The sequence below is a fragment of the Microbacterium galbinum genome, from assembly GCF_023101185.1.
GTDB lineage: Bacteria > Actinomycetota > Actinomycetes > Actinomycetales > Microbacteriaceae > Microbacterium > Microbacterium galbinum.
Map to the genome: position 1 here is coordinate 1139286 of NZ_CP078077.1, position 23700 is coordinate 1162985.

Annotated in this window: 23 protein-coding genes; 3 read left to right on the top strand and 20 right to left on the bottom strand. The window is 69.1% G+C overall.

Annotated elements, in window-relative coordinates; translation table 11 throughout:
* The first annotated feature begins 121 nt into the window (after window positions 1–121).
* Window positions 122–949: an alpha/beta hydrolase gene (locus KV396_RS05635; protein ID WP_247957141.1), complete on the top strand. Its 828-nt coding sequence runs from the start codon at window positions 122–124 to the stop codon at window positions 947–949.
* Window positions 950–1103: 154 nt separating this feature from the next.
* Here the strand turns inward: KV396_RS05635 and KV396_RS05640 are convergent, their stop codons facing one another.
* The 8 genes from KV396_RS05640 to KV396_RS05675 form a co-directional block, all read right to left on the bottom strand.
* On the bottom strand, window positions 1104–1928 hold the full coding sequence (locus KV396_RS05640; protein ID WP_247957142.1) for a type IV toxin-antitoxin system AbiEi family antitoxin domain-containing protein: 825 nt from the start codon (window positions 1926–1928) through the stop codon (window positions 1104–1106).
* A gap of 507 nt (window positions 1929–2435) precedes the next feature.
* Window positions 2436–2741 (bottom strand): 30S ribosomal protein S14, encoded by a 306-nt coding sequence (gene rpsN, locus KV396_RS05645; RefSeq protein ID WP_017829734.1) that lies wholly within the window; start codon window positions 2739–2741, stop codon window positions 2436–2438.
* A 3-nt stretch (window positions 2742–2744) separates the two neighbouring features.
* Window positions 2745–2915, bottom strand: coding sequence for a 50S ribosomal protein L33 (gene rpmG, locus KV396_RS05650; RefSeq protein ID WP_046014935.1), 171 nt, complete (start codon window positions 2913–2915; stop codon window positions 2745–2747).
* Complete coding sequence (gene rpmB, locus KV396_RS05655) at window positions 2915–3151, bottom strand: 50S ribosomal protein L28 (protein ID WP_017203559.1); 237 nt, start codon at window positions 3149–3151, stop codon at window positions 2915–2917. Before rpmB ends, rpmG begins: the two co-directional genes overlap by 1 nt.
* A gap of 209 nt (window positions 3152–3360) precedes the next feature.
* Complete coding sequence (locus KV396_RS05660) at window positions 3361–4689, bottom strand: ABC transporter substrate-binding protein (protein ID WP_247633563.1); 1329 nt, start codon at window positions 4687–4689, stop codon at window positions 3361–3363.
* A 56-nt stretch (window positions 4690–4745) separates the two neighbouring features.
* Window positions 4746–5633, bottom strand: a complete 888-nt coding sequence (locus KV396_RS05665; protein ID WP_247957143.1) for a carbohydrate ABC transporter permease — start codon at window positions 5631–5633, stop codon at window positions 4746–4748.
* Window positions 5630–6556: a carbohydrate ABC transporter permease gene (locus KV396_RS05670; RefSeq protein ID WP_247957144.1), complete on the bottom strand. Its 927-nt coding sequence runs from the start codon at window positions 6554–6556 to the stop codon at window positions 5630–5632. The genes KV396_RS05665 and KV396_RS05670 overlap by 4 nt, the downstream gene beginning before the upstream one ends.
* Complete coding sequence (locus tag KV396_RS05675) at window positions 6553–8571, bottom strand: beta-galactosidase (RefSeq protein WP_247957145.1); 2019 nt, start codon at window positions 8569–8571, stop codon at window positions 6553–6555. Before KV396_RS05675 ends, KV396_RS05670 begins: the two co-directional genes overlap by 4 nt.
* A 142-nt stretch (window positions 8572–8713) precedes the next feature.
* Here KV396_RS05675 and KV396_RS05680 point away from each other — a divergent pair, with 142 nt between their 5' ends.
* On the top strand, window positions 8714–9727 hold the full coding sequence (locus KV396_RS05680) for a LacI family DNA-binding transcriptional regulator (protein ID WP_247957146.1): 1014 nt from the start codon (window positions 8714–8716) through the stop codon (window positions 9725–9727).
* Window positions 9728–9841: 114 nt separating this feature from the next.
* On the opposite strand, the gene KV396_RS05685 is transcribed toward KV396_RS05680, so the two are convergent.
* The 12 genes from KV396_RS05685 to KV396_RS05740 form a co-directional block, all read right to left on the bottom strand.
* On the bottom strand, window positions 9842–10573 hold the full coding sequence (locus KV396_RS05685; protein ID WP_247957147.1) for a DNA-3-methyladenine glycosylase: 732 nt from the start codon (window positions 10571–10573) through the stop codon (window positions 9842–9844).
* A 1-nt stretch (window position 10574) separates the two neighbouring features.
* Complete coding sequence (locus tag KV396_RS05690) at window positions 10575–11909, bottom strand: hypothetical protein (protein WP_247957148.1); 1335 nt, start codon at window positions 11907–11909, stop codon at window positions 10575–10577.
* Between the two features lie 397 nt (window positions 11910–12306).
* On the bottom strand, window positions 12307–13134 hold the full coding sequence (locus KV396_RS05695) for a TIGR03943 family putative permease subunit (RefSeq protein ID WP_247957149.1): 828 nt from the start codon (window positions 13132–13134) through the stop codon (window positions 12307–12309).
* Window positions 13127–14161 (bottom strand): permease, encoded by a 1035-nt coding sequence (locus KV396_RS05700; protein WP_407665575.1) that lies wholly within the window; start codon window positions 14159–14161, stop codon window positions 13127–13129. The genes KV396_RS05695 and KV396_RS05700 overlap by 8 nt, the downstream gene beginning before the upstream one ends.
* Window positions 14158–14574 (bottom strand): Fur family transcriptional regulator, encoded by a 417-nt coding sequence (locus KV396_RS05705; RefSeq protein WP_247624213.1) that lies wholly within the window; start codon window positions 14572–14574, stop codon window positions 14158–14160. Before KV396_RS05705 ends, KV396_RS05700 begins: the two co-directional genes overlap by 4 nt.
* Window positions 14575–14624: 50 nt before the next feature.
* Window positions 14625–15485 carry a metal ABC transporter permease gene (locus KV396_RS05710; RefSeq protein ID WP_247957150.1) on the bottom strand — a complete coding sequence of 287 codons (861 nt, stop codon included), beginning with the start codon at window positions 15483–15485 and terminating at the stop codon, window positions 14625–14627.
* The gene (locus KV396_RS05715; RefSeq protein WP_247624211.1) at window positions 15482–16306 is read right to left on the bottom strand and encodes a metal ABC transporter ATP-binding protein; all 825 of its coding nucleotides are present in this window, start codon (window positions 16304–16306) and stop codon (window positions 15482–15484) included. Before KV396_RS05715 ends, KV396_RS05710 begins: the two co-directional genes overlap by 4 nt.
* The gene (locus KV396_RS05720; protein ID WP_247957151.1) at window positions 16303–17334 is read right to left on the bottom strand and encodes a metal ABC transporter solute-binding protein, Zn/Mn family; all 1032 of its coding nucleotides are present in this window, start codon (window positions 17332–17334) and stop codon (window positions 16303–16305) included. Before KV396_RS05720 ends, KV396_RS05715 begins: the two co-directional genes overlap by 4 nt.
* A 164-nt stretch (window positions 17335–17498) precedes the next feature.
* Window positions 17499–19190 (bottom strand): glycoside hydrolase family 13 protein, encoded by a 1692-nt coding sequence (locus KV396_RS05725; protein WP_247957152.1) that lies wholly within the window; start codon window positions 19188–19190, stop codon window positions 17499–17501.
* 40 nt (window positions 19191–19230) lie between these two features.
* A complete protein-coding gene (locus tag KV396_RS05730) occupies window positions 19231–20106 on the bottom strand; it encodes a carbohydrate ABC transporter permease (protein ID WP_247957153.1) in 876 nt (291 codons plus the stop codon).
* Window positions 20106–21038: a carbohydrate ABC transporter permease gene (locus KV396_RS05735; protein ID WP_247957154.1), complete on the bottom strand. Its 933-nt coding sequence runs from the start codon at window positions 21036–21038 to the stop codon at window positions 20106–20108. Before KV396_RS05735 ends, KV396_RS05730 begins: the two co-directional genes overlap by 1 nt.
* Window positions 21035–22354, bottom strand: coding sequence for an ABC transporter substrate-binding protein (locus tag KV396_RS05740; protein ID WP_247957155.1), 1320 nt, complete (start codon window positions 22352–22354; stop codon window positions 21035–21037). Before KV396_RS05740 ends, KV396_RS05735 begins: the two co-directional genes overlap by 4 nt.
* A 99-nt stretch (window positions 22355–22453) precedes the next feature.
* Between KV396_RS05740 and KV396_RS05745 the strand changes: the two genes are divergently transcribed.
* The gene (locus tag KV396_RS05745; RefSeq protein ID WP_247957156.1) at window positions 22454–23674 is read left to right on the top strand and encodes an ROK family protein; all 1221 of its coding nucleotides are present in this window, start codon (window positions 22454–22456) and stop codon (window positions 23672–23674) included.
* Window positions 23675–23700 lie beyond the last annotated feature (26 nt).

Genomic DNA, 23700 nt, shown 5'->3' on the forward strand with positions numbered 1-23700 from the left:
CATCGTGGCATCCGTTCGGCGATTTCTCGATTTTCGGGAATATCTTGCAGTAGATAGAACGTTCGGTCTACTATCAGCGTAACGCACTCCCACCCCGTAGGACCGAACACAGGAGAAGATCATGAACAGCACCGACAAGACCCCCATCGTCCTCATCCACGGACTCTGGATGACACCCAAGAGCTGGGACACCTGGGCCGAGCGCTTCCGCGCACAGGGCCACGAGGTCATCGTTCCCGGATGGCCCGGCATCGACGACCGCACCGTCGACGACATCCGCCGCGACCCCTCGGCACTCAAGGGCATCGGCCTGAAGCAGATCGCCGACAACTACGAGCGCATCATCCGCGCACTCCCCGTGAAGCCGATCATCATGGGCCACTCCTTCGGCGGCGTGCTCACGCAGATGCTCGCCGACCGCGGCCTCGGCGCCGCCTACGTGGGCGTCGCTCCCGGACAGACCGCCGGCGTCACCGCCCTCCCCCTCTCGACCCTCTGGACCGGTACCCCGATCCTCTCCAACCCCTTCGGACGCAACGGCGCCAAGCCCCTCTCGAAGCGCCACTTCCACTTCACCTTCGGCAACGACCTGTCGCGCGCGGCATCCGACGCCCTGTGGGAGGAATACGCCGTCAACTCGTACAACCGGGTGTTCTTCGAGGGCGTGACCTCGGTGCTCAACGAGAAGGGCGGCGTCACGCACGTCGACTACGCCCGCGCCGACCGTGCTCCGCTGCTGCTGATCGCCGGCGAGATCGACCACGTCGTGCCGCCGGCCATCGTGCGGGCGATCGAGAAGAAGTACCGCGCCTCGGGCAGCCCCGCGATCGTCGAGTACATCGAGTACCCCGGACGCACCCACCGCCTCGTCACCCAGGACGGCTGGGAGCAGATCGCCGACCACGCCCTCGCCTGGGCGGTGCAGCACGCCGAGGCATCCGTGGCGTGAGGGGTGCGGCTCCGCACCGCTTCCGCCCCCCTCCCGCACCCGCACCCGCACGAGCGGAGGAGATCTCGCGTTCTACAGGACAGGATTCTGATTCTCGTCCTGCAGAACGCGAGATCTCCTCCGCTGCGGGCAGGCCCGTCGGCCACCGATGGCGTCAGGCACGGTGCTTCCCCTGCGCGACCGCCTCCATGATGACCGCCTGAACCTCGGACCAGCGCTCCATAACCTGCTCATACCCGAACCGCAGCACCGTGTACCCGCGAAGCACCAACTGAGCGTCATGGGCGATGTCGCGAGCGCGCTGCGGCCCGACATGCGTGCCCCCGTCGATCTGCACGACCAGGCGTTCGCCGATCAACAGATCGACCGGCCGATCGATGATCCACACCTGGGGGATCATCGGCAGGCACATCCACCGCAGCCGGTAAAGGAAGATCGTCTCGAGCCCCGAGTCGGCATATGGCCGAGCCTGCTCGAGCACTGCGCGCGCGGCGGCCGGGAGATCGAGGCCGCGCAGCCGCGCAGCATCGACGAGCCCCTTGTTCATCGCGGATTCCCAGATGACCAGAGCCGTCTCGAACGGTTGGCACTGTGCGACCACGGCGAGCGAGTTCACGAGATCGTCGACGGTCGTGTCGGGCGACCGCGGAACCACGGGTCCCGACCAGTGCACGACCACGCGGGACGGCACGACGACGCGCCCCGCATGCCTCGGCGCGACGACGTGCAGCGCACCGACCTCGGGCACCCACAGCCCATGGTGCTCAGCCGCGGTGACGCACCCCAGGATCACGCCGCGTTCGATCGCTCCGACGACGCGCGGGTCGGCATCCGGAAGAGCAACCCATCCACGACGGATCGTGCGCACGTCGCCGCGCTCTCGCGCGCGGCGCAGCGAATGGGCACTCACGCCTGCGGCGTTCAGCGTGGCGGTTCGGGCGATTCCTCCGCGGCGGGAGAGTTCGGCGAGAGCATCCATCCGTCGATCCTGCGCCGCCCCGACCAGCTTTCGGCGCCCAGATGACGGATGCTGTGGACCGAGCCGAGCACTGTGCCAGCTGTGCAGAAGCGCTCCCCGGGAGGAGAACTCTCCTTACGCAGGAGCAGTTCCTCCTCCGCGGGCCCTCAAGCCCGAGATCTCCTCCGTTACAGGGGGGGGGAGGGGGTCAGGGCCGTTGCGGGGGGAGGGAGTGAGGGCCGTTGCAGGGGGAGGGAGTCAGGGCCGTTGCAAGGGGGAGGGAGTGAGGGCAGCGCGGCGTGAAGCACCCGACATGGGGCACGTGAGTCGCGCTCGCTGAGACCAGCGGGCGCCGATAGCGCAGGAGAACTCGCGCTTTGCAGGAGCGGATGCCGGAAGCGATCCTGCAGAGGGCGAGAACTCCTCCCCGACGCGCACGACGCACCCCCACACACGCAGAAGGGGCGAGGATCCGAAGATCCTCGCCCCTCCGGACCCCGAGACGAGCTCAGGGACCGAAAATGCTACTTACCAGCTGGACTTGGTCACGCCGGGCAGCTCGCCACGGTGTGCCATGTCACGGAAGCGGACACGCGAGATGCCGAACTTCGTGAGGACACCGCGGGGGCGGCCGTCGATGACGTCGCGCGAACGCACGCGAGCCGGCGACGCGTTGCGCGGCAGCTTCTGCAGGCCGACGCGTGCGGCCTCGCGGGCCTCGTCGGTGGCGTTCGGGTCGACCAGGGTCTTCTTCAGCTCGGCGCGACGCTCGGCGTAACGCTCGACGATGACCTTGCGCTGCTCGTTGCGAGCGATCTTGCTCTTCTTAGCCATTGATCAACGCTCCTCTCGGAATTCGACGTGCTTGCGGACGACCGGGTCGTACTTCTTGAGCACGAGGCGGTCGGGGGTGTTGCGGCGGTTCTTCTTGGTCACGTACGTGTAACCCGTACCCGCCGTCGAACGCAGCTTGATGATCGGACGTACGTCCTGAGCCTTCTTGGCCATTAGAGCTTCACACCCTTCGCCTGGAGGTCCTTGACCACGTTCTCGATACCGCGGACGTCGATCACCTTGATGCCCTTGGCGGACACGTTGAGCGTGATCTTACGACCGAGCGACGGAACGAAATAGGTCTTCTTCTGCACGTTCGGGTCGAAGCGACGCTTCGTCCGGCGGTGCGAGTGCGAGACGTTGTGACCGAAACCGGGAACAGCTCCGGTCACCTGGCACACTGCTGCCATGATGACTCCTTCTATACCGTGAGGCCGGACGGCCCCACCCAAGATCCCTTGTCTGCACGCCATCCGACCCTCGGGACGAACAGCATGCGAACTGCGCACAGGAGTGTGCACAGACAATCGCCAATGCTATCACAGCGCGAAGGGATGCCGAGAACGCCGAAAGGCCCGCGGATGCCGGAGCACCCGCGGGCCTTCGAGAACCGGAGAACCTACTCGGTGACCGGGATCGATGCCGACTTCAGGGCGTCGACCGTGGAGGTCTGCGCGTCCTTCAGCGCATCGGCGAGGGTGCCGCTGCCGCTGACCGCACCCTTGAAGCCGTCGGAGACGTCGGCGTAGGTCTGCGTCATGGTCGGACCCCACACGAAGTCCGGCGACACCTGCGTGGCCGCCTCGGCGAACACGTCGTAGATCTTCTGTCCGCCGTAGAAGTCGACGCCGTCGGCGTAGACCGGCAGCTTCAGGCCGGCGGTGGTGGCCGGGTAGAGGTTCGCGGCCTCGGCGAGAGCGGTGAGCGCCTCCTCGGAGGTGTTCAGCCACAGCGCGAACTTCGTCGCCTCGTAGACGTGCTCGCTGCCCTTGAGGACCGCGGTCGACGATCCGCCCCAGTTTCCGGCGACGGAGTCACCCGCGCTCCACTGCGGAAGCGGCGCGACGGCCCAGTTGCCGGCCGTGTCGGGGGCGCCGCTCGAGATGGAGTTCGCACCCCAGACGGCGGAGTTCCAGGTCCAGACCTCGCCCGAGTTGTAGGCGTTGTTCCACTCGTCGGTCCAGGCCGGGACGGTGGCGACGAGGTCGTCGTCGAGCAGGCCCTGCCAGTAGTCGGCGACCGAGACGGACTGCTCGCCGTCGAGCGAGACGGTCCAGCCGGCGTCATCGCTCGAGAACCACTGCCCGCCGTCCTGCCACACGAAGCCGGCGAACTGGTTGATGTCGGACTGCGAGAAGTTGGTGATGTAGCCGCCCAGCGCGCGGATCTGCACCGCGGCCTCACGGTACTCGTCCCACGTGGTGGGGATCGGGATGTTGTTCTGCTCGAACAGGTCGGCGCGGTAGAACAGCGCCATCGGTCCGATGTCCTGCGGGATGCCGTAGACGCCCTCGGTGCCGAGCGTCACCTGCCCCCAGGCCCAGTCGACGAAGTCGCCCTCGGCGGCCACGACGTCTTCGCAGGCGCTGAGGTCTTCGATGCCGTCCTGCACGAGGAAGTTCGGCAGGGCGTCGTACTCGATCTGACCGAGGTCGGGAGCGTCGCCCGCCTGGAGCTGGTTGAAGAAGTTCTGGTACGTGCCGCCGTTGCCGTTGGGGCCGGTCTGCACCTTCACCTGGATCTCGGGGTTCTCGTCGTTCCAGATCTTCACCACGTCTTCGATCCCGGGGATCCACGACGTGAACTCGAGCGTGACGTCGCCGTCCGCCGGGGTGCAGGCGGCGGCGTCGCCCCCTGTCGAGGTGTCTCCGCCACCGGCGGAGCATCCCGTGAGCACGAGCGCCGCGATGGCGATCGCACCGGCTGCCTTCTTCTTCGAATGCTGCATTTCTGACCTTTCTCGGGTGGTGCATCGCCGGACGGGCCATCCGCCCGGCAACCTGCTCACTTCAGGGCGCCGGCGCCCAGACCGTTGCGCCAGAAGCGCTGGAGCAGGAGGAACGTGACGATGAGGGGGATGACCGACAGCAGGGCGCCGATCAGCACGAGGCCGCGCAGCTCGGGGAGCTGGTTCAACTGGTTGTTCCAGTTGTAGAGGCCGTAGACGACGGGGAAGAGCTCTTCGCTGCGCAGCATGATCATCGGCAGGAAGAAGTTGTTCCAGATCGCGACGAACTGGAAGAGGAACATCGTCACCAGCGCCGGGGTCATCAGGCGGATGCTGACGGTGAAGAACGTGCGGATCTCCCCCGCACCGTCGAGACGGCTCGCCTCGAGCAGTTCGTCCGGCACCGACGACGCCGCGAAGATGCGCGCGAGGTAGACGCCGAAGGGGCTCACGATCGAGGGCAGGAAGACCGACCAGAAGGTGTTCGTGAGGTTCGCCTGGCTGAAGATGAGGAACAGCGGCAGGGCGAGCGCGGTCGCGGGGACGAGCACGCCGCCGAGCACGATGTCGAAGAGCGCGTTGCGCCCCGGGAAGCGGTACTTCGCCAGCGCGTACCCGGCCATCGCCGCGAGGAGCGTGGCGATCGCGCCGCCGAGCGCGGCGTACAGCACCGAGTTCAGCATCCACTTCAGGTAGACGCCGTCGCGGTAGGCGAACAGGTCGACGATGTTGTCGAAGAACTTCACGTCGGCGAACCACAGCGGGGCCGTCGTGAGGATGTCGCTGTTGTCCTTGCTCGCCGCGACCAGAAGCCACCACAGCGGCAGCAGGAAGTACACGGTGAACACGGCCATGATGAGCATCGCGGCACCGCGCGAGATGCCCGATTCGCGTGCGGCGCGTCCGGTCGAGCGGCGCGCCCCGATGATCGTCGCGGTGGTCATGCGTTCTGCTCCTTGCGCTGCATGTACTTCATGAACCCGAACGAGAGCACGAAGGTCGTCACCGCGAGCACGACCGAGAAGGCCGCCGCGAGGTTCGTGTTCGGGATGGATGCCGTCGCGAACACGGTCATGTTCGGGGTGAACGTACTGGCGACCGCCGAGCTGAACGAGCGGAAGACCTGCGGCTCGGCGAGCAGCTGCAGCGTGCCGATGATCGAGAAGATCGCGGTCATCACGATCGCCGGTCGCACGAGCGGGATCTTGATCGACCAGGCGATGCGCCACTGCCCGGCGCCGTCGAGGCGGGCCGCTTCGTACAGCTCGGTCGGGATCGACAGCAGCGACGAGTAGATGATGAGCATGTTGTAGCCGACGTAGACCCAGGTGACGACGTTGGCGATCGACCAGAGCACCAGATCGGCGCCGAGGAAGTCGATGTTCTTGGTGATCGCGGTGAAGGGCGACAGGTTCGGCGAGAACAGCGAACCCCACATGATCGCGGCGATCACGCCGGGAACCGCGTAGGGCACGAAGAACGCGAGCCGGAAGAAGCGCTTGCCCTTGACCAGGGGCGAGTCGAGCAGCAGCGCGAACAGCAGCGCGAGGCCGAGCATGATCGGCACCTGCACGACGCCGAAGAGCAGCATCCGCCCCATCGAGTTCCAGAAGGCCGAGTCCTGGAAGACCTGCACGTACTGGGCGAAGCCGCCGAAGACGAGCTCGGCCTTGCCGAAGGTGCCCTCGCGGCGCACGACCAGCAGCGACTGCCAGAACGCGTAGGCGATGGGGGCGACGTAGAACAGCGCGAACAGCACGCCGAACGGCAGGAACAGGAAGGCGATCGCGCCCTTGTGCGGGATGCGGGATCGACGCCGACCCGGCGCCGCGCCGGTCTTCGCCGGCGCCGTGAGCGTGGTGGTCATACATCCTCCTTGATGATGCGGACCGCCCCGGCGGGGACGGTGATGATGCCGGTGGCTGCGGAGCCGGTGAGGAGCTCGGTGCCGGTCGCTGCGACCTCGACGGGGTCTGCGCCGTGGTTGATGACGAAGCGGTAGGCGGCATCCGCTCCGACGCGGCGCACCACGTCGACGTCGGGTCCGGCGCCGGGTGCCGCGGCGATGCCCGCCGCGTCGGCGAGCCGCGCGACGAGCGCGCGGTACGCCTCGGGCGACGGCTGGGTCGCGAGGTACCAGGCCTCGCCTGCGCCCTGCGCCCGGCGCGTGATCGCAGGGTGACCGGCGGAGGGCCCGTCGACGAAGGAGGCGATGGCCTCGGCATCCGTCGTGCGCAGCCGCTCGCTCCAGACGGATGCCGTCGAGCCGTCGCTCAGCGCGACGCTCTGACCCGGCACGAGCGGCGCGAACTCCTCGGAGCGGATGCCGAGCAGCTGCCGGAACGCGCCGGGGTAGCCGCCCGTGCGCACGCGATCCTCGGCGTCGACGATGCCGCTGTAGAAGGTGACGAGCACGGTCGCTCCGCGCTCGACGGCGCGGGCGATGACGGCCGCCTCCTCGTCGCGCACGAGGTGCAGGGCCGGTACGACGATCAGGCGGTAGTCGTCGAGGTCGCTGCCGGGGCGCACGATGTCGGCGACGATCCCGGCATCCGCCAGGGCGGTGTGCGCGGCGTGCACCTGGTCGAGGTAGCGCACCTCTTCGCTCGGGCGCCCCTCGTTCTCGACGGCCCACCAGTTCTCCCACGAGAACAGCACCGCGGCGTCGGCGACGACCCGGGTGCCGGCGACCTCGCCGAGGCTCTCGAGCATGCGGCCCAGTTCGACGGTTCCGCGCCACAGGTCGCTGTCGGTTCCGGCGTGCGGCAGGAGGGCGGAGTGGTACTTCTCGGCACCCTGGGTCGAGGCGCGCCACTGGAAGAAGCAGATGCCGTCGGCGCCGCGGGCGACGTGCGAGGCGACGTTGCGGGTGAGCTCGCCCGGGGCCTTGGCGAGGTTGACGGGCTGCCAGTTGACGGCGCTGGTCGAGGTCTCCATGAGCAGCCAGGGGTCGCCTCCGGCGAGGCCGCGGGTGAGGTCGGCGGCGAACGAGAGCTCCTGGCGCGGGTTCGCGATCCGGCGGTCGAGGTAGTGGTCGTTGGCGACGAGGTCCATGTCGGCGGTCCACGACCAGTAGTCGAGGGCGCGGATGTGGGCGGTGACCATGAAGTTCGTCGTCACGGGGATGTCGCTGTGCGCGCGGATGATCTCGGCCTCGGCGCGGTACAGCGCGAGCTGCTCGTCGGAGCTGAAGCGCTGGAAGTCGAGCACCTGGCCCGGGTTGCGCAGTGAGAGCACCTGCGCGGGAACCTGCACCTCGTCGAACGAGCCGTAGCGCTGGCTCCAGAAGCTGGTGCCCCAGGCGGTGTTCAGCGCGGCGATGTCGTCGGCGTAGCGGTCGCGCAGCCAGGTGCGGAAGGCGCCGGCGCTGGTCTCGCAGTAGCAGAGGGCGTTGTGGCATCCGAGCTCGTTCGAGACGTGCCAGAGGGTGACGGCGGGGTGCGAACCGTACCGCTCGACGACGCGGCGCGTGACCTCGGCCGCGTAGGCGCGGAAGACGGGGCTGCTCGGGCAGTAGGCCTGACGGCCGCCCTGGTGGAAGACGGTGCCGTCGATGCCCTCGGGCAGGATCTCGGGGTGCGTGGTCGTGAGCCACGGGGGCGGGGAGGCCGTGCCGGTGCCGAGATCGACGCGGATGCCGGCGGCGTGCAGCTGCGCGATGATCTCGTCGAGGCCGGAGAAGTCCCAGCGGCCCTCGCCCGGGTTGATCGTCGACCATCCGAAGATGTTGATCGCCACGAGTCCGACGCCCGCTTCGCGCATGAGGCGGATGTCTTCGGGCCAGACGCTGCGGTCCCACTGCTCCGGGTTGTAGTCGCATCCGAAGACGAGACCCTCCCCCTCGGACAGAGAGGAGATGAGGGTGGGCGCGGCGGCGGGCATTCGGTTTCGCTCCTTTGCGGAAGAGATGTGTGCACGTGCACAGTTCGGTTCACGAGAAGATCGGGATGGTTTTCTGTGAACGTGCACACATCGTCACATGTCCGCCGGCTCGACGTCAAGTCCAGTCGCTAGGCTGAGCATCATGAGCTCCTCGACGCGCCGCCGCAGCACCGTGCACGACGTCGCGCGCGTGGCCGGCGTCTCGCGCGGAACCGTCAGCCGCGTGCTCAACGGCGGCTACGTCTCGGACTCCTCCCGCACCGCGATCGAAGAGGCCATCCGCGAGGTCGGCTACGTGCCCAACACCGCCGCGCGCAACCTCGTACGTCAGCGCACGCAGGCCATCGCGTTCATCGTGCACGAGCCGCACGCGCTGTTCCTCGAAGACCCCAACATCGGTGCGATCATGCTCGGCACCAACGAGACGCTCTCCGAGGCCGACTACCAGATGGTGTGCCTCGTGGTCGACTCCGACCGCGACACCGAACGCGTCGCCCGGTACCTGAACGGCGGCTTCGTCGACGGCGCGGTGATCGTCTCCGCCCGCGCGCAGGACCCCATCACGAAGGCCGTCATGCGCCTCGACCTGCCCGTCGCCTACGTCGGGCACCCGCCCGACGTCGATGCGGCCTGGGTCGGCGTCGACAACCACGGAGCCGCCCGCGCGATCACGTCTCGGCTGCACGAGACCGGACGCCGCCGCATCGGCATGATCGCCGCGGCGTTGGATCGCGACTCGGGTGCCGATCGCCTCGCCGGGTTCACCGAGGCCCTCGGCGCCGACTTCGACCCCGCACTCGTCGAGCCCGTGCCGCTGTACTCCTACGCCGACGGTGCCGCGGCCATGACCCGCCTGCTCGAGCGCGCACCCGACATCGACGGCGTGTTCGCCGCGTCGGATGCCGTCGCCGCCGGCGCGATCTGGGCGCTGCGCGAGGCCGGTCGCCGCGTGCCCGAAGACGTCGGCATCGTCGGCTTCGACAACAGCACCTGGGCGTTGCGCACCACTCCCCTGCTCTCGACGGTCGACCAGCCCGCCGAGGGACTCGGTGCGGCGGCCGCGGCATCCGTGCTCGCGCAGCTGCGCGACGACGAACCCGCCGCCCGCACCGGCATCATGCTCGACACCCCCGTCGTCTGGCGCGACTCCGCCTGACGGGTGAGGCGTCTCGGGGCGGGACGCTTCGACAGGCTCAGCGACCCAGTGGTGCGGCGCCCGTCCGGGGAGGGACGCTTCGACGAGCTCAGCGACCCAGTGGTGCAACGGCCGTCAGGAACTGGGTCCCTGAGCCTGTCGAAGGGCCCCACCACGCGACGCCTCCTCGGCGCCGCGGCCCCAGCGGAACGGCGAGACCGTCGGGTCGCCGGCGATCCAGAAGCGCCAGGGAAAGGCATCCGTCCCGGCGATCCCGGCCACGCCCACCCGCGGGCCCGACGCCACCTCGACCGGTTCGTCGCTCAGCCATAGCTCGGCGCGCGCTCCGTGCCACTCCGCGCCCGTGACCGCGTCGATGCCGTCGTGGAGCGGATGCTTCAGCCCCACCGCCTGCCCGAACCGCCCGGGCCCGCGCGCGAGATCCCGCAGCACCCGGGGCGTCAGCGCCGCGTCGATGCCGCGGCGGCTCGCTGCGGCATCCGTTCCTTCGACGACCTGCCCGGCGCGCAGCAGCACACCACCGGCGACGCCCTCGGGTCCGCACACGACGTTGACGCACGAGTGGATGCCGTGGCTCAGGTACACGTAGAGATGCCCGGGCTCGCCCCACATCGTGGCGTTGCGGGCGGTGCGCCCCATGCGGGCGTGGGAGCCGGGATCGGCGAACTCCCCCGTGCCCTGCCCGTGGTAAGCCTCGACCTCGGTGAGGCGCATCCGCACCTCGACGGCCGGCTCACCGGGCACCGCGACGACCGTGCGCAGCTCGGCGCCCAGCAGTCGCGGGGCGACGTCGACCGGCAGACCGCTCAGCTCGTCGCGGGTCGCCCGGTGCAGAGCGCCGACCATGTCAGAAGCGCGGGGCCGTCTGGCACCACGAGGCGTCGAAGCCGGTGAGCACCGGCATGGCGTCCCCCGTGCGCAGGTCGATGAGGTGCGTCTCCAACCTCTTCGGCAACGGGAGCAGCATCTCGTCGTAGGGGTTGTCGGTCATGTTCGGGGCGATCACCACCGCGGCGTACTGACCACTGGGCGAGGCGCAGGCCTGCAGGATCGAATCCGTCGAGGGGACCTCGATCAGCGGGCTCGCCGTGCCGTCGTCGTCAACCTTCACGACCGCCTGGCCGGTCGGGATGCCGAGGTCGTTCCGCTGCACGACGTGCCGGAGCGTGCCGCCGGGGAACGGGGTGATGGTCGAGGCGATGCCGTAGTCGGGGTTCGATGCGGCGAGCGGCTGCTCCGATCCGTCGGCCAGATTGAGCTCGACGACCGTGCCGTCGAGGCGCTCGACGATCGCGGTGTAGGTGCCGCGGCTGATGCCCTGGATGTTCGCGGCCAGACCGAGCGACTGCACGCCGGCATCGCTCGAGCGGTCGACGAGCGACAGCGCGCCGTCGAAGTCGATGAACAGCACCGCGGCGCTGTCGGGTACGAACTGCCACGCGAAGATGCTGGCCTCGGTGTCGCCGACCTCGATGACCTGCGGCTCGGAGTCCTTATCGTTCAGCGACTGGGTGACGAGCACGCTCGCGCGGCCCTCGGTGTCGCTGAGCTCGCGGTCGGAGTAGCTGTAGCCGACGAGTCCGCCGCGCTCCGACACCTGGATCGATCCGACGTAGCCCTCGCCGGGCAGGGGCAGCTCGCGCTGGTTGCCGCCGTCGTGGTCCATCACGAGGATGTGCGAGCCGTCGTCCTCCTCGACCGTCACGACCAACTGCGACGAGGTCGCGCGGAAGTCGTTGATCTTGTCGGCGGCGAACACCGGCACGCCGTTCTCGCCGGTGAGGTCGGTCTGGAAGATCTTGTCTTCCTTGTCGCTGCGGTTGAGCAGGAAGATGCTCGAGGGCGGCGTGGCGAACGTCGTCGTCAGGTCGTTCTTCGGCCCGCCCGATGCGCCGGTCGCGTCGGCGACCGTGACGGTGTACTCCGTCTCGTCGTCGAGCGGCACGGTGAAGCGGATGCCGATGCCCCGGCCCGCGGCATCCACCGTGAACGGCACCGACGGCTCGACCGTCACCTGCGCGGGGTCGATCGCCGCGAGCGACTGGTTGGCCGTGAGGATGAGCCGACTGCCCGAGGCGTCGATCGCGTGCGCCGGATCGACCTGCACCTCGGTGATGCGCGGACCCTGCGTGAGGCTCACGACGCCGAGACCGGCGCCCACCAGCACCAGGATGCCGAGCACGGCCGCGAGCGCGATCCCGAACCGGCGCGAGCGCTTCGGGGTGGCCTCGGATGCTGAACGCCCTCCGTCGGTTCCTGAGCGAGGAGCGGAGCGACGAGACGAAGGACGCTGCGCTCGCTCAGGAACCGGAGCGGAGCGAGGAGACGAAGGGTCTCCCTCCGACGAGAGACTCGGCTCGAAAGATGCTCGGCGCGCGGGCCCTTCGTCTCGCTCCGCTCGCTCAGGAACCGGAGGTTCAGGGACCTCCGCAGGCGCCTCGGAACCGGCTCCCTGAGCTGGTCGAAGGGCCCCGCCCCGAGACTCCTCCTCGGCCGCCTCCACCGCCGCGGCGGCCTCGCGGGCGGCGCGCATCTCGGCGCGCGTGCGCGGGACGGCGGGGCCCTCGGGCCGCTCGTCGTCAGTACTCATACGGGTCTCCCGGCTCGTCGATCGCGACGACCTCAGTGGGGACGATGCTCAGCTTGCCGTCGGCATCCGTCTTCACCGTTCCCGTGACCTCGACCCACTGTCCGGTGTCGTACGCGCTCGCGTCGACGTCGACCGGCAGCGTCGCCGGCTGCGCGTCGATCACGCAGTGCGTGATGACCATGCGCGTGAGGTTGACCTCGCCGTCCTTCACCGCGTCGGGGGTGACGAACCCGACCAGCGAGACGGATGCCCCGTCGTAGGCCGCCGTGTTCGTCGCCGTCGCGAAGACGCTGGCCCAGTCCCCCACCCCGAAGGTGGAGGTGTCGGCGATGCCGAGCGTGACGTCGTCCGAGCCGGCGAAGAGCGCCGTCTGCTCGCCGACGCGCGACATCGCGAGTTCGACCGAGAGCGACGCCGGCGGCAGCACGAGGGCTGCCGCGACGACGCCCGTCGCGAGGATGCCACCGGTCACCGCTCCGGCGGCGGCGAGGGCGCGGCGCGGGGTGGGCGCGGCATCCGCGTCGTCGTGCGCGGTGCCGTGATCGTGACCGTGATCGGCCTCGTCGCCCAGCGGCAGGGTGCACGACCAGATCGCACCCAGCAGGGTCACGACCGCCGCGGCGCACGCGAACCACACCGACTCGGGGCTGATGTAGAGGGTGAGGCGGCCCGTGAAGCCGAGGCCGAGCGTGACGATCGACACGAAGGTCGCGAGCCCGATGCCCAGCCACCGCGTGCCGAGGGCGCGCAGGCGGGAGCGCGAGGGGCCGTGCGTGTGCTCAGCGGGCGTGTTCTCAGAGGCCGTGTTCTCAGACAAGGACGTTCACCCCGATCCCGATCGCGAAGGCCGAGGCGACCACGACGCCGACGATGCCGAGCAGCGTGCGCGCCGTGAAGGTCGTGCGCATGAGCGCGAGCATCTTCACGTCGACGAGCGGTCCGACGAGCAGGAAGGCGACGAGCGCTCCCGACGAGAACGTCGAGGCGAACGACAGCGCGAAGAACGCGTCGACGTTCGAGCAGATTGCGACCGTCATCGCGAGCGCCATCATGGCGACGATCGACAGCACCGGGTTCGCGCCGATCGCGAGCAGCATGTCGCGCGGGATGAGCACCTGCACGGCTCCGGCGAGCGCCGAACCGATTACGAGTGCGGGCATCACCGCGCGCAGCTCGATGAGGAACTGCGTCAGGCTGCGCTTCACCGGGGTGCCGTGCTCGTGGGTGACGCGGTCGCACGTGTCGATGAAGCGCTGCGTGAGCATCGCGTCGGGCGAGGGGTGGCGGCTGTAGATCCAGCCGATGAGGTTCGCGATCAGGTAGCCGCCGACGAGACGGGCGACGAGGATGCCGCCGTCCCACCCGAACGCCGCGTGCGTGGTGAGGATCACGATCGGGTTGACGATCGGCGCCGCGATGAGGAAGGTCATCGCCTCGGCCGGCGCGAGGCCCCGCATCATGAGTCCGCGGGCGAAGGGCACGTTACCGCACTCGCAGACCGGGATCAGCATGCCCAGCAGTGACAGCACCGCTCGGCGGGCCCACGCGCGCTTCGGCAGCCAGCGGTGGATGACGTCGGCCGGTAGCCACACCTGCACGACGATCGACAGCAGCACGCCGAGGATCACGAACGGCAGGGCCTCGATCAGCACGCTGAGTGCGAGGGTCAGCCCGTCCTGCGCGCGGGTGGGCAGCGACGCCGGGAACAGCTGAGGCAGGAACGCGTCGACCAGGAACAGCGCCGCGATGATGACGGCGCCCAGGATCACGCCGATCCACGCCGAGCGCGGCGACCGCGTCGAGCCGTGGGCGTGCGCGTGGCGCTGCGGGGCGAGCAGAGTCACGCGGTCGCGGCCCTCTCGGCGTCGCGCTTGTTGGTGCAGGGGGCGCACAGTCCGAAGATGTCGACGACGTGCGCGGCATCCGTGAACCCGTGCAGTGCGGCCGTGCGGTGCGCCCACTGCTCGACGTCCTTGGCCTCGATCTCGACCGTGAGTCCGCAGTTGCGGCAGATCAGGTGGTGATGATGGCCCTGCGTGGTGCAGGCGCGGTAGAGCGCCTCGCCCTCGGGGCTCTGCAGCGAGTCGGCATCGCCGGAGGCGGCGAGACCCGCGAGCGCGCGGTACACGGTGGCCAGGCCGATGCCCGTGTTGTCGTCGCGCAGCGAGGCGTGCAGGTTCTGCGCGCTCACGAAACCGCGCGCGTCGGCGAGTGCTTCGCGCACGCGTTCGCGCTGCCAGGTGTTCCGCTGAGCCATACCGACGATTCTAGGCGTCGGGGATCGGCGAGGGCTGGGAGTCGCTCACGTCAGACCCGCACCCGCCGCACGCGGGCCCGGGCCTTCTGCACCACCCAGCACACGACGTAGATCGTGAACGACAGGGTGGTGATGTAGGGGCTGACGGGCAGGGTGCCGGCCAGGGCGAGCAGGATGCCGCCCACCGCCGAGACGAAGCCGAACAGGGCGGCGAGCAGTGGCACGGCCACGGGCCCCGCGGTCACGCGCATCGCGGCGGCGGCGGGGGTCACGAGCAGCGCCATCACGAGCAGCGCGCCGATGATGTGCACGCTGACCGCGACGATGAGGCCGAGCAGCATCATGAACAGCAGGCTCACGGCACGGGTGGGCACACCGCGGGCGGCCGCCGACTCGGGGTCGAGAGAGTCGAAGCGCAGCGGGTTCCACATGATGAGCAGCCCGAGCAGCACCACCAGGCTGATGCCCATGAGCCAGCCGAGGTCGGGGCTCGACACCGAGACGATCTGCCCGGTGAGCAGGCTGAACCGGTTGGCGCTGCGGCCGTCGTAGAGCGACAGGAACAGGATGCCGAGGCCGAGGCCGAACGGCATGAGGACGCCCACGATCGAGTTGCGGTCTCGGGCCTTCGCGCCGAGGACGCCGATCAGTATCGCCGCGACGAGGGCTCCGCCGAGCGACCCGAACACCACGCTGCCGCCGAACAGCAGCGCGGCCGCGGCGCCCGCGAACGACAGCTCGCTCACGCCATGCACGGCGAAGGCGAGGTCGCGCTGCATCACGAAGACCCCGATGAGTCCGCCGACGATGCCGAGCACGGCCCCCGCGATGATCGAGTTCGAGAGCAGCGCCACGAGCTCGCCGTAGTCCTGGAACGAGAAGACGTCGCTCCAGTCGACCAGAGGCCTCATGCTGCTCCTCCGTGCGCGTGCTCGTGGTCGCCGTGATCGTGGTGGGGCTCGGCATCCGGAACGCCCACGACCACCAGCCGGTCGCCGGCGCGGAGCACGAACACCGGGGTGCCGTAGAGGTCGGTGAGCACGCGCGTCTGCAGCACCTCGTCGGGGGTGCCGAGCAGGAAGCGCCCACCGGCGATGTAGAGGATGCGGTCGACCTTGCCGAGGATCGGGTTGATGTCGTGGGTGACGAACATCACGGCCGCCTCGCGCTCGCGGCGCTGCCGGTCGATGATGTCGGTCACGGCGACCTGGTTGGCGAGGTCGAGGTTCGAGAGCGGCTCATCGCACAGCAGCAGGGCCGGCTCGTCGGCGAGTGCCTGACCGACCCGCAGCCGCTGCTGCTCACCGCCGGAGAGGAGTCCGACGCGGCGATCCGCGAAGTGCGCGGCCCCGACCGACTCGAGCAGGCGGTCGACCTTCGCACGGTCGCCGCGGTGCGGCACCGGGAACCCGAAGCGGCTGCCGTGCACGCCCAGGGCGACGAGGTCGCGGGCCCGCATGCTCGTGTCGGGGGCGAGCGAGCGCTGCTGCGGGATGTAGCCGATGCGCGAGTTCCCGCGGTGCACGGGCTCACCCGCGACGCGGATGGTTCCCGATGACAGCGGCTGCAGACCGAGGATGCTGCGCAGAAGGGTGGTCTTGCCCGAACCCGAAGGGCCCAGCACGGCGATGAACTCGCCGGGCTGGACCGTCAGATCGAGTCCCGACCAGAGTTCGCGGTCTCCACGGTGGAGCGAAGCATCCGCGATCTCGAGGACGGGGCGCCGACTCACGACTGGGTCGCGGCGGCGAGGCTCTGGATCGCGTCACTCATCCACTCAGAGTACGACGATCCGTCCTCGAGCAGCTCCGTGAAGGCGATCACGGGGATGCCCGCGGCCTTCGCGGCGTCCTCGACTCGCTGCGTCTCGGAACCACCGGTCTGCGCGTTGGTGAGGAGAGCGGCGACCTCGCCGCTCTCGATCACGTCGAGCGCCTGCAGCAGAACGGCGGGGGCGACATCGGTGCCCTCCTCGACCGACTCCGCGAAGCCCTCGGGGGTGACATCGGTGAACCCGGCGGCCGCGGCGAGGTAGCCGGGCAGCGGCTCGGTGATGAAGACGTCGACGTTCGAGGCATCCGCCTTGATGGACGCGAGGTCGGCTTCGAAGCCCTCGAGCTCGGCCGTGAGCTCCGCCGCGTTCGCGGCGAACTCGTCGGCGCCGTCGGGGTCGAGCTCGGAGAGCTCGTCGGAGATCGCCTCGACGACGTGGATCATCGTGTGCGGGTCGAACCACACGTGCTCGTTGAAGCCCTCGATGTGGTCGTGACCCTCGTGGCCCTCTTCGCCCTCGGCGTGCTCGTGGTCGTGCTCCTCCTCGGCGGGCGCCTCGGTCGCTGCGTCGTCGGCGGCATGGTCCTCGTCGGCATGGTCGTCGTGGGCCTCGTTGCCGGGGTAGTCGTGCGAGTACTCGACGGCCGTGACGACGTGGGGGTCGTTCGCGTCCTGCAGGAGCGTGTCGATGAACGCGTCGTATCCGCCGCCGTTCTCGATCACGAGGTCGGCCTTCTGCACCGTGAGGCGGTCGCGGGCGGTGGCCTCGTAGGAGTGCGGGTCCTGCGAAGCGGAGGTGATGATCGACTCGACGTCGATACGGTCGCCGCCGATCGTCGAGGCGATGTCGCCGTAGACGTTGGTGCTCGCGACGACCGTGATGGTGCCGTCGTCGCTCGCGCCCTCTCCCGCAGCGGCGGTGGAGCATCCGGCCAGCGTCAGGGCGGCGACGGATGCGAGGGCGAGAACGATCACGGGCTTCTTCATGCTCTCACTTTAAACGCTAATGAGAACCATTATCAAATCGGCATCCGCAGACGTGCACCTCCCCACCGCCGAGACCCATCACTCGCGTCGATACCCCCCACCCGCGACGTGCGGGGCGATGGGTCTCGACGGCGGTGATGGGTCTCGACGCGGCCGGACGGGTGTCAGGCGAGCAGCGCCGCCGGGGCGATCCAGACCGTGGCCTCGCCGGGAAGCGACGAGCCCTCGAGCGGGATGCTCGTGAGCACGACGTCTGCGGCGTCCGCTCCCAGATCGAACGGCTCGGTGCCGAAGTTCGTGACGATCTGCCATCCGTTCGGACGCGCGAAGCGCAGCACGTCGGCGCGACCGGTCTCGACCCACTCCAGCGTCTCGCCCGTCTGCAGCGGGTGCCGCAGGCGCAGCGCCTCGCGGTACAGCGACAGCGTCGATGCCGGATCGGATGCCTCGGCATCCACCGCGTGATCGGCGAACCACTCCGGCTGGGGCAGGTGCGCGGCAGCCGCGCCGAACCCGAACGAGACGCCGTCGGCGCTCCACGGCAGCGGCACGCGGCATCCGTCCCGACCCAGTCCGTCGAACTCCGCCCCGCGGAAGAACGCCGGGTCCTGTCGCTGCTCGGGCGAGATCTCGGCGACCTCGTGCAACCCGAGTTCCTCGCCCTGGTACAGGTAGGCGCTGCCGGGCAGGCCGAAGAGCAGCAGCGACGCGGCCGTCGCGCGACGCAGACCGCGCTCGCGATCGAGCAGCTCGGACGGGCCGCCGGCCGCGACCCACTCCGTGCCCTGCTTCACCGCGCGACCCTGCAGCGGTGCGAGACCGTAGCGGGTGGCGTGGCGGGTGACGTCGTGATTCGAGAGCACCCACGTCGTCGACGACCCGCTCTGCCGGGCCTGCGCGAGGTTCTCGTCGACGATCTCGCGGAACTGCGCGGCGTCGAAGTCGGCCTCGAGCAGGTCGAAGTTGAACGCCTGCCCGAGCCCCTCGGCGGAGGCGTAACGGGCGCGGCGCTCGGGCGTATCGACCCACGCCTCGGCGACCGCGGTGCGCGGCGGGTCGAACGAGTTGAAGACCTGACGCCACTCGGCGTAGATCTCGTGCACGTCGTCGCGGTCGATCAGCGGGTGCGAGCCCGAGGAGCGGTCCATCGCGTCGAGCTCGGCGCGCGAGGGCAGCGGCTCGCTGAGGTCCTTGGTGAGCATGTGCGCGACGTCGATGCGGAAGCCGTCGACCCCGCGGTCCGACCAGAAGCGCAGGGTCTTCAGGAAGTCCGCGCGCACCTCCGGGTGATCCCAGTTGAAGTCGGGCTGCTCGGTGGCGAAGTTGTGGAAGTACCACTGGCCGTCCTCGACCCGCTCCCACGCCGACCCGCCGAACACCGAGACCCAGTCGGTGGGCGGCTCGGCGCCGTCGGGCCCCGTGCCCTCGCGGAAGATGTACCGCTCGCGCGCGGCCGAACCGCGGCCCGCGGCGAGCGCCTCCTGGAACCACGCGTGCTGATCCGACGAGTGGTTCGGCACGATGTCGACGATGACGTGGATGCCGCGGGCGTGCAGCGCCTCGACCATCGCGTCGAAGTCGGCGAGGGTGCCCAGCCGCGGGTCGACGTCGCGGTAGTCGGCGACGTCGTAGCCGCCGTCGGCGAGCTCGGACGGGTAGAACGGGCTGAGCCAGACCGCATCGATGCCGAGCGCCGACAGGTAGTCGACGCGCGACAGGATGCCGGGGATGTCGCCGAGCCCGTCGCCGTTGGCGTCGGCGAAGCTGCGGGGGTAGATCTGGTAGACGGCGGCCTGCCGCCACCACGCTGCCGTCTTGTCGTCTTCGCGGGTCTCGGTGAGAAGCGAATCGGTCATATCGGGGAGTGCTCCTTCGTTTCTTGCGGTGGTTCTCGTGTCAGCCCTTGACGGCGCCCTGCGTGACGCCCTCCATGACGAAGCGCTGCGTGAACAGGTAGGCCAGGATCGCCGGGGCCATCGCCATCAGGTACGAGGCGAACGACACGTTGTAGTTGTTGCTGAACTGGGTCTGGAACAGGTTCTGCCGCACCGGCAGCGTCTGCAGCGCCGGGTCGGAGATGATGAGCGACGGCATCATGAAGTCGTTCCAGGCGTAGAGGAAGGCGAAGATCCCGACCGTGGCGCTCATGGGCGCGAGCAGCGGGAAGATCAGCTTCCAGAACGTCTGCCACGTGGTGGCGCCGTCGATGCGGGCGCTCTCCTCGAGCTCGATCGGGATCGATCGCAGGAACGCCGTGAACAGCAGCACGCTGAAGCTCAGCTGGAACATCGTCGCGAGGATGATCACGCCGAACGGGTTGTCGAGCCCGAAGCGTCCGGTGAGCTGGATCTGCGGCAGGGCGACGACCGGGAACGGGATGAACATCGCCGCGAGCAGGTAGAAGAACGAGTAACGGAAGAGGCGGCGGTCCCAGTTGCGCACGATCGCGTACGAGGCGAAGGCCGCGAGCACGATGGTCGCGATCACGGTGCCGGCCGTGACGAGCAGGGAGATGCCCGCGCCGACCGGGAACTTCGTGAGGTTCCACGCCTCGACGAACCCGTCGATGCTGAACGGCGCCGGCAGCGAGAACGCGTTGCCGTCGACCGCCTGGCCCGTGGTCTTGAACGCCATCGAGACGGTGACGTACAGCGGGAGGAGAACGGTGACCGCGCACAGGATCAGGATGATCGTGCCCGACCAGTTGATCCGTTCCATGCGCACGCGGGGCTTCTTGCCCGCGACCTGTGTGGTGATCGTCTGCGTCGACATCAGAGTGCGTTCCTTCCGCGCGTCAGCGACAGCTGGAGGAGGGAGATGAGCACGGCGACGATGAAGAAGATGGTCGCGTTGGCCATCTGATAGGCGTAGTCGCCGCCGTTGAAGCCCGCGATGATCGTCATCGCGACGCTGCGGGTGGAGGTTCCGGGGCCGCCGTTGGTGAGGCCGACGATGATGTCGTAGGCGTTCAGGAAGCCCTTGAACCCGAGGATGACGTTGATCACGACGTAGCCCATGACGAGCGGGAGCGTGATGCGGGTGAGCTGCTGCGTCTTGCTCGCGCCGTCGATGCTCGCCGCCTCGTAGACGTCGCCGGGCACCGAGAGCAGGCCGGCGATGTAGATCAGCAGCGTGCCGGGCACGGCCTGCCAGGCGGTGACGATGACGATCGCCACCCAGGCCAGGTCGGGGTTGGCGAGCAGGCTCGTCTGCAGCCACGGGATGCCGGTGGCCGCCCCCGCGGCGGGGATCGAGTTCGAGAACAGGAAGTTGAAGACGTAGGCGATGATGATGCCCGAGATCACCATCGGGATCACGAAGATCGTGCGCAGCCCCGTCTTGAAGCGGATGCGGGAGGTGAGCCCGACCGCGAGCAGGAACGCGACCACGTTGACCACGATGACCGTGGCGATCGAGAACCCGAACGTGAAGAGGTAGCTCTGCAGGATCGCCGGGTCGCTGAACATGGCGATGTAGTTCGTGAAGCCGTTGAAGCTCCACTCGCCGATGCCGATCGAGTCGGTGAAGCTGAAGAAGATGCCCATCACCCCCGGCACCGTGATCGCGAGGGTGAAGATCACGAGCGTCGGCAGCAGGAACAGGTAGTAGATCGGCTCGACCCGGCGGGTGCGAGGACGGATGCCGCGCTTGCCGCCCGTGATGATCGCCGTGGTGTCGGTCGGAATCGTCGGGGTGATGGTCATGATGCCGGCTCCTCTGCCGAGGCGTTGTCCTGGGTCGAGGGGATCGGCGCGCGGAACGCGATGCGCGCCCAGTCGGCGTCCATGGTGCGCAGCGTGTTCTGCGTCGAGGCGCCCAGCACCATCGCCTGCGCGTAGTTGAAGATCGGCAGGGTCTTGGGCACGAGCACCGAGGGGCCCTGGTAGATCTTGCCCTCGTCGTAGTACTCGATCATCCCCTCGATGCGCGGGTCGTCGGGGGCCGGGGCATCCGTCGTCGGGGTGAAGCCGAGCTGCGAGGCGTTGTACTCCTCGATGTTCTCGGGCTGATACAGGAACTCGAGGAAGTCGCGGGCGGCCTCCTGGTGGCGCGACCCCTCGGGGATCATCGCCGCGAGGTCCATGTTGACGCGCACCTCGAGGTCGTCCGGGTCGTCGGTCATCGGCAGCGGGAACGTTCCGAGCTGCAGGTCGGGTGCGGTCTTCGCGATCTCGCTGAACGCCCACGGCCCCTGCAGGTACATGGCCGCCTCGCCCTTCGCGAAGGCGAGGTTGCCGTCGCCGTAGGCCCTGCTCGCGGCATCCGCGTTGGTGTAGTTCTCGGCGAGCTGCATCATGCGATCCATGGGCTCGGCGAAGTCCTTCTCGAACGAGACCGGGGCGTCGGGCCCGACCTCGGTGCCCTCTTCGGCGAGCGCGTCGAAGAAGTCGATCACGTCCACCGATCCGCCGGCGGTGTAGTCGTACCAGCCCTGACCGACGGTCCAGTCGTCCTTGAAGGTGCCGTAGAAGGGGTCGATGCCCGCGGCCTTGAGCTGATCGCAGACGGCGATGAGCTCGTCCCAGGTGGTCGGGACCTCGAGGCCCTGGGCCTCGAAGATCTCCTTGTTGTAGATGACGGATGCCGCCATCACCGAGTACGGCAGGGCGCTCGTGCGACCCTCGCAGGAGCCGTACTGGTCCATGAGCGGCTGCAGGTCGTCGCGCACGCTCGCCGCGGCGTCGGTGTCGGAGAGATCGGTGAGCGCGCAGCGCTGCACGAACCGGGCGATCTCGTAGTTGTAGTTGGCGAGCATGATGTCGGGCGGGTTGCCGCGCACGAAGCTGGCCGAGACGACGTCGACGCCCGAGGTGTCGATCTCGACCTTCACGTCGTCCTGCGAGGCGTTGTACTCGGCGACGCGTTCGGTCATGAACTCGATCGCTTCGCGCTTGCTGAAGGTGAAGCGGATGGTCTCCGCTCCCGAGCCGGCTGCGCAGCTCGTGAGGGCGGCACCGATCAGCGTGAGGCCGAGGCCCCCGGCGATCAGCCGCAACGCGCGTGTTCGTTCTCCAGACACCGTCGTCCTTCCGGTTTTTAGATCCGATAACTAAATCTAATGAGCGAATTTACTCCGCTGGAAGGTACTCTCTCATTCAGACGACAGGAAGGCAAGAGCGTGGCAGACATCACCGCGGGGCTCGGCACGGGGCGTGCCAGCGTCGGCGCCGTGCTCGACTTCGCCTGGAGCGCGGGCGAGTTCACCGCCACCGACGTCATGGCCGCGACCTCGCTGACCCGCTCCACGGCCATCGATGCGATCGACACGCTCGTCGGCGCCGACGTGCTGCGCGAGCTGCCGAACGCCCGCGTGGCCGGCCGCTATCGCTCCGGCCGACCCGCCCGGCGCTTCGCCCTCTCCCCCGACCTCGGCGTCGTCGTCGGGATCGACGCGGGCGACACGCACCTCTCCGTCACCGTCGCCGACCTGCTCGACCGGAATCTCGTGCACCATCGCGTCGAGGTGTCGCAGACGCAGCCCGCCGCCGATCGTCGCGCGCTGATCATCGAACGCCTGGGCGCCGCTCTCGACGAAGCCGGAGTATCGCGGGAGCAGGTGCTGGCCGTCTGCGCCGGCGTCGCCGCCCCCGTCGATCGCAACGGCATCTCTCCCCCGCACCCCGACGGCTTCTGGGAGCGCACGAACCCCGGGCTCGCCGAGGCGCTGCGCGGCTGGGCGCCGGTCGTGCACGTCAAGAACGACGCACAGCTCGCGGCGATCGCCGAGGGCGCGGTCGGCGGGGCGATCGGATGCCGCGACTACGTCGCCCTGATCGCGAGTGAGCGCTATGGCGGCGGCGTGGTCGTCGACGGGCACGTGCTGCACGGCGCCCACGGCGGCGTCGGCGAAGGTGTCGTGTTCGACCACATCATGGGCGTCGGCTCGGCCGTCGGCCTCCCCTACTCGGTGCAGGATGCGGCACGGGATGCCGTCGCCTCGGGCACCGTGGCACCATCGTCGGCGTTGGGGCGGCTCGTGGCGGAAGAGCGCATCGACCCGCGCCTCGTGCTCACGCTCGCCGCGTCGGGCGATCCCGATGCCCTGCTCGTCACCGAGCACGTCGGCGCCGTCGTCGCCCGCATCGTCGGCGTGCTCGGCAGCATGTACGACCCGGCCCGCGTGATCGTGTGCGGCGCCGTGGCCGAGAGCATCGAACCGGTGCTCGAGGTCGCCCGCCGTCTGCTGCCCGAGGAGCTGCACCTTCCCGCGCCCCTCGTGCTCGCCTCCGAGCTCGGCGCCGAGGTCGTGTCGGTCGGCGCCGTCGCGACCGCCCGCCGTGCGGCGCGCGAGAGTTCGGTGCCGCTTCTCGCGGAGCAGCGTCTGTCGGTGCCCGCGTAGCGCCGCGGCATCCGTTTCCGACCGTG

What these genes read in the sequence shown, in the direction of transcription:
- KV396_RS05680 (WP_247957146.1), top strand. Translation starts at nt 8,714, where the DNA reads ATGAGCTCCTCGACGCGCCGCCGCAGCACCGTGCACGACGTCGCGCGC.
- KV396_RS05710 (WP_247957150.1), bottom strand. Translation starts at nt 15,485, where the DNA reads ATGAGGCCTCTGGTCGACTGGAGCGACGTCTTCTCGTTCCAGGACTAC.
- KV396_RS05675 (WP_247957145.1), bottom strand. Translation starts at nt 8,571, where the DNA reads ATGCCCGCCGCCGCGCCCACCCTCATCTCCTCTCTGTCCGAGGGGGAG.
- KV396_RS05660 (WP_247633563.1), bottom strand. Translation starts at nt 4,689, where the DNA reads ATGCAGCATTCGAAGAAGAAGGCAGCCGGTGCGATCGCCATCGCGGCG.
- rpmB (WP_017203559.1), bottom strand. Translation starts at nt 3,151, where the DNA reads ATGGCAGCAGTGTGCCAGGTGACCGGAGCTGTTCCCGGTTTCGGTCAC.
- KV396_RS05635 (WP_247957141.1), top strand. Translation starts at nt 122, where the DNA reads ATGAACAGCACCGACAAGACCCCCATCGTCCTCATCCACGGACTCTGG.
- KV396_RS05720 (WP_247957151.1), bottom strand. Translation starts at nt 17,334, where the DNA reads ATGAAGAAGCCCGTGATCGTTCTCGCCCTCGCATCCGTCGCCGCCCTG.
- KV396_RS05725 (WP_247957152.1), bottom strand. Translation starts at nt 19,190, where the DNA reads ATGACCGATTCGCTTCTCACCGAGACCCGCGAAGACGACAAGACGGCA.
- rpmG (WP_046014935.1), bottom strand. Translation starts at nt 2,915, where the DNA reads ATGGCCAAGAAGGCTCAGGACGTACGTCCGATCATCAAGCTGCGTTCG.
- rpsN (WP_017829734.1), bottom strand. Translation starts at nt 2,741, where the DNA reads ATGGCTAAGAAGAGCAAGATCGCTCGCAACGAGCAGCGCAAGGTCATC.
- KV396_RS05735 (WP_247957154.1), bottom strand. Translation starts at nt 21,038, where the DNA reads ATGACCATCACCCCGACGATTCCGACCGACACCACGGCGATCATCACG.
- KV396_RS05670 (WP_247957144.1), bottom strand. Translation starts at nt 6,556, where the DNA reads ATGACCACCACGCTCACGGCGCCGGCGAAGACCGGCGCGGCGCCGGGT.
- KV396_RS05640 (WP_247957142.1), bottom strand. Translation starts at nt 1,928, where the DNA reads ATGGATGCTCTCGCCGAACTCTCCCGCCGCGGAGGAATCGCCCGAACC.
- KV396_RS05730 (WP_247957153.1), bottom strand. Translation starts at nt 20,106, where the DNA reads ATGTCGACGCAGACGATCACCACACAGGTCGCGGGCAAGAAGCCCCGC.
- KV396_RS05665 (WP_247957143.1), bottom strand. Translation starts at nt 5,633, where the DNA reads ATGACCACCGCGACGATCATCGGGGCGCGCCGCTCGACCGGACGCGCC.
- KV396_RS05705 (WP_247624213.1), bottom strand. Translation starts at nt 14,574, where the DNA reads ATGGCTCAGCGGAACACCTGGCAGCGCGAACGCGTGCGCGAAGCACTC.
- KV396_RS05685 (WP_247957147.1), bottom strand. Translation starts at nt 10,573, where the DNA reads ATGGTCGGCGCTCTGCACCGGGCGACCCGCGACGAGCTGAGCGGTCTG.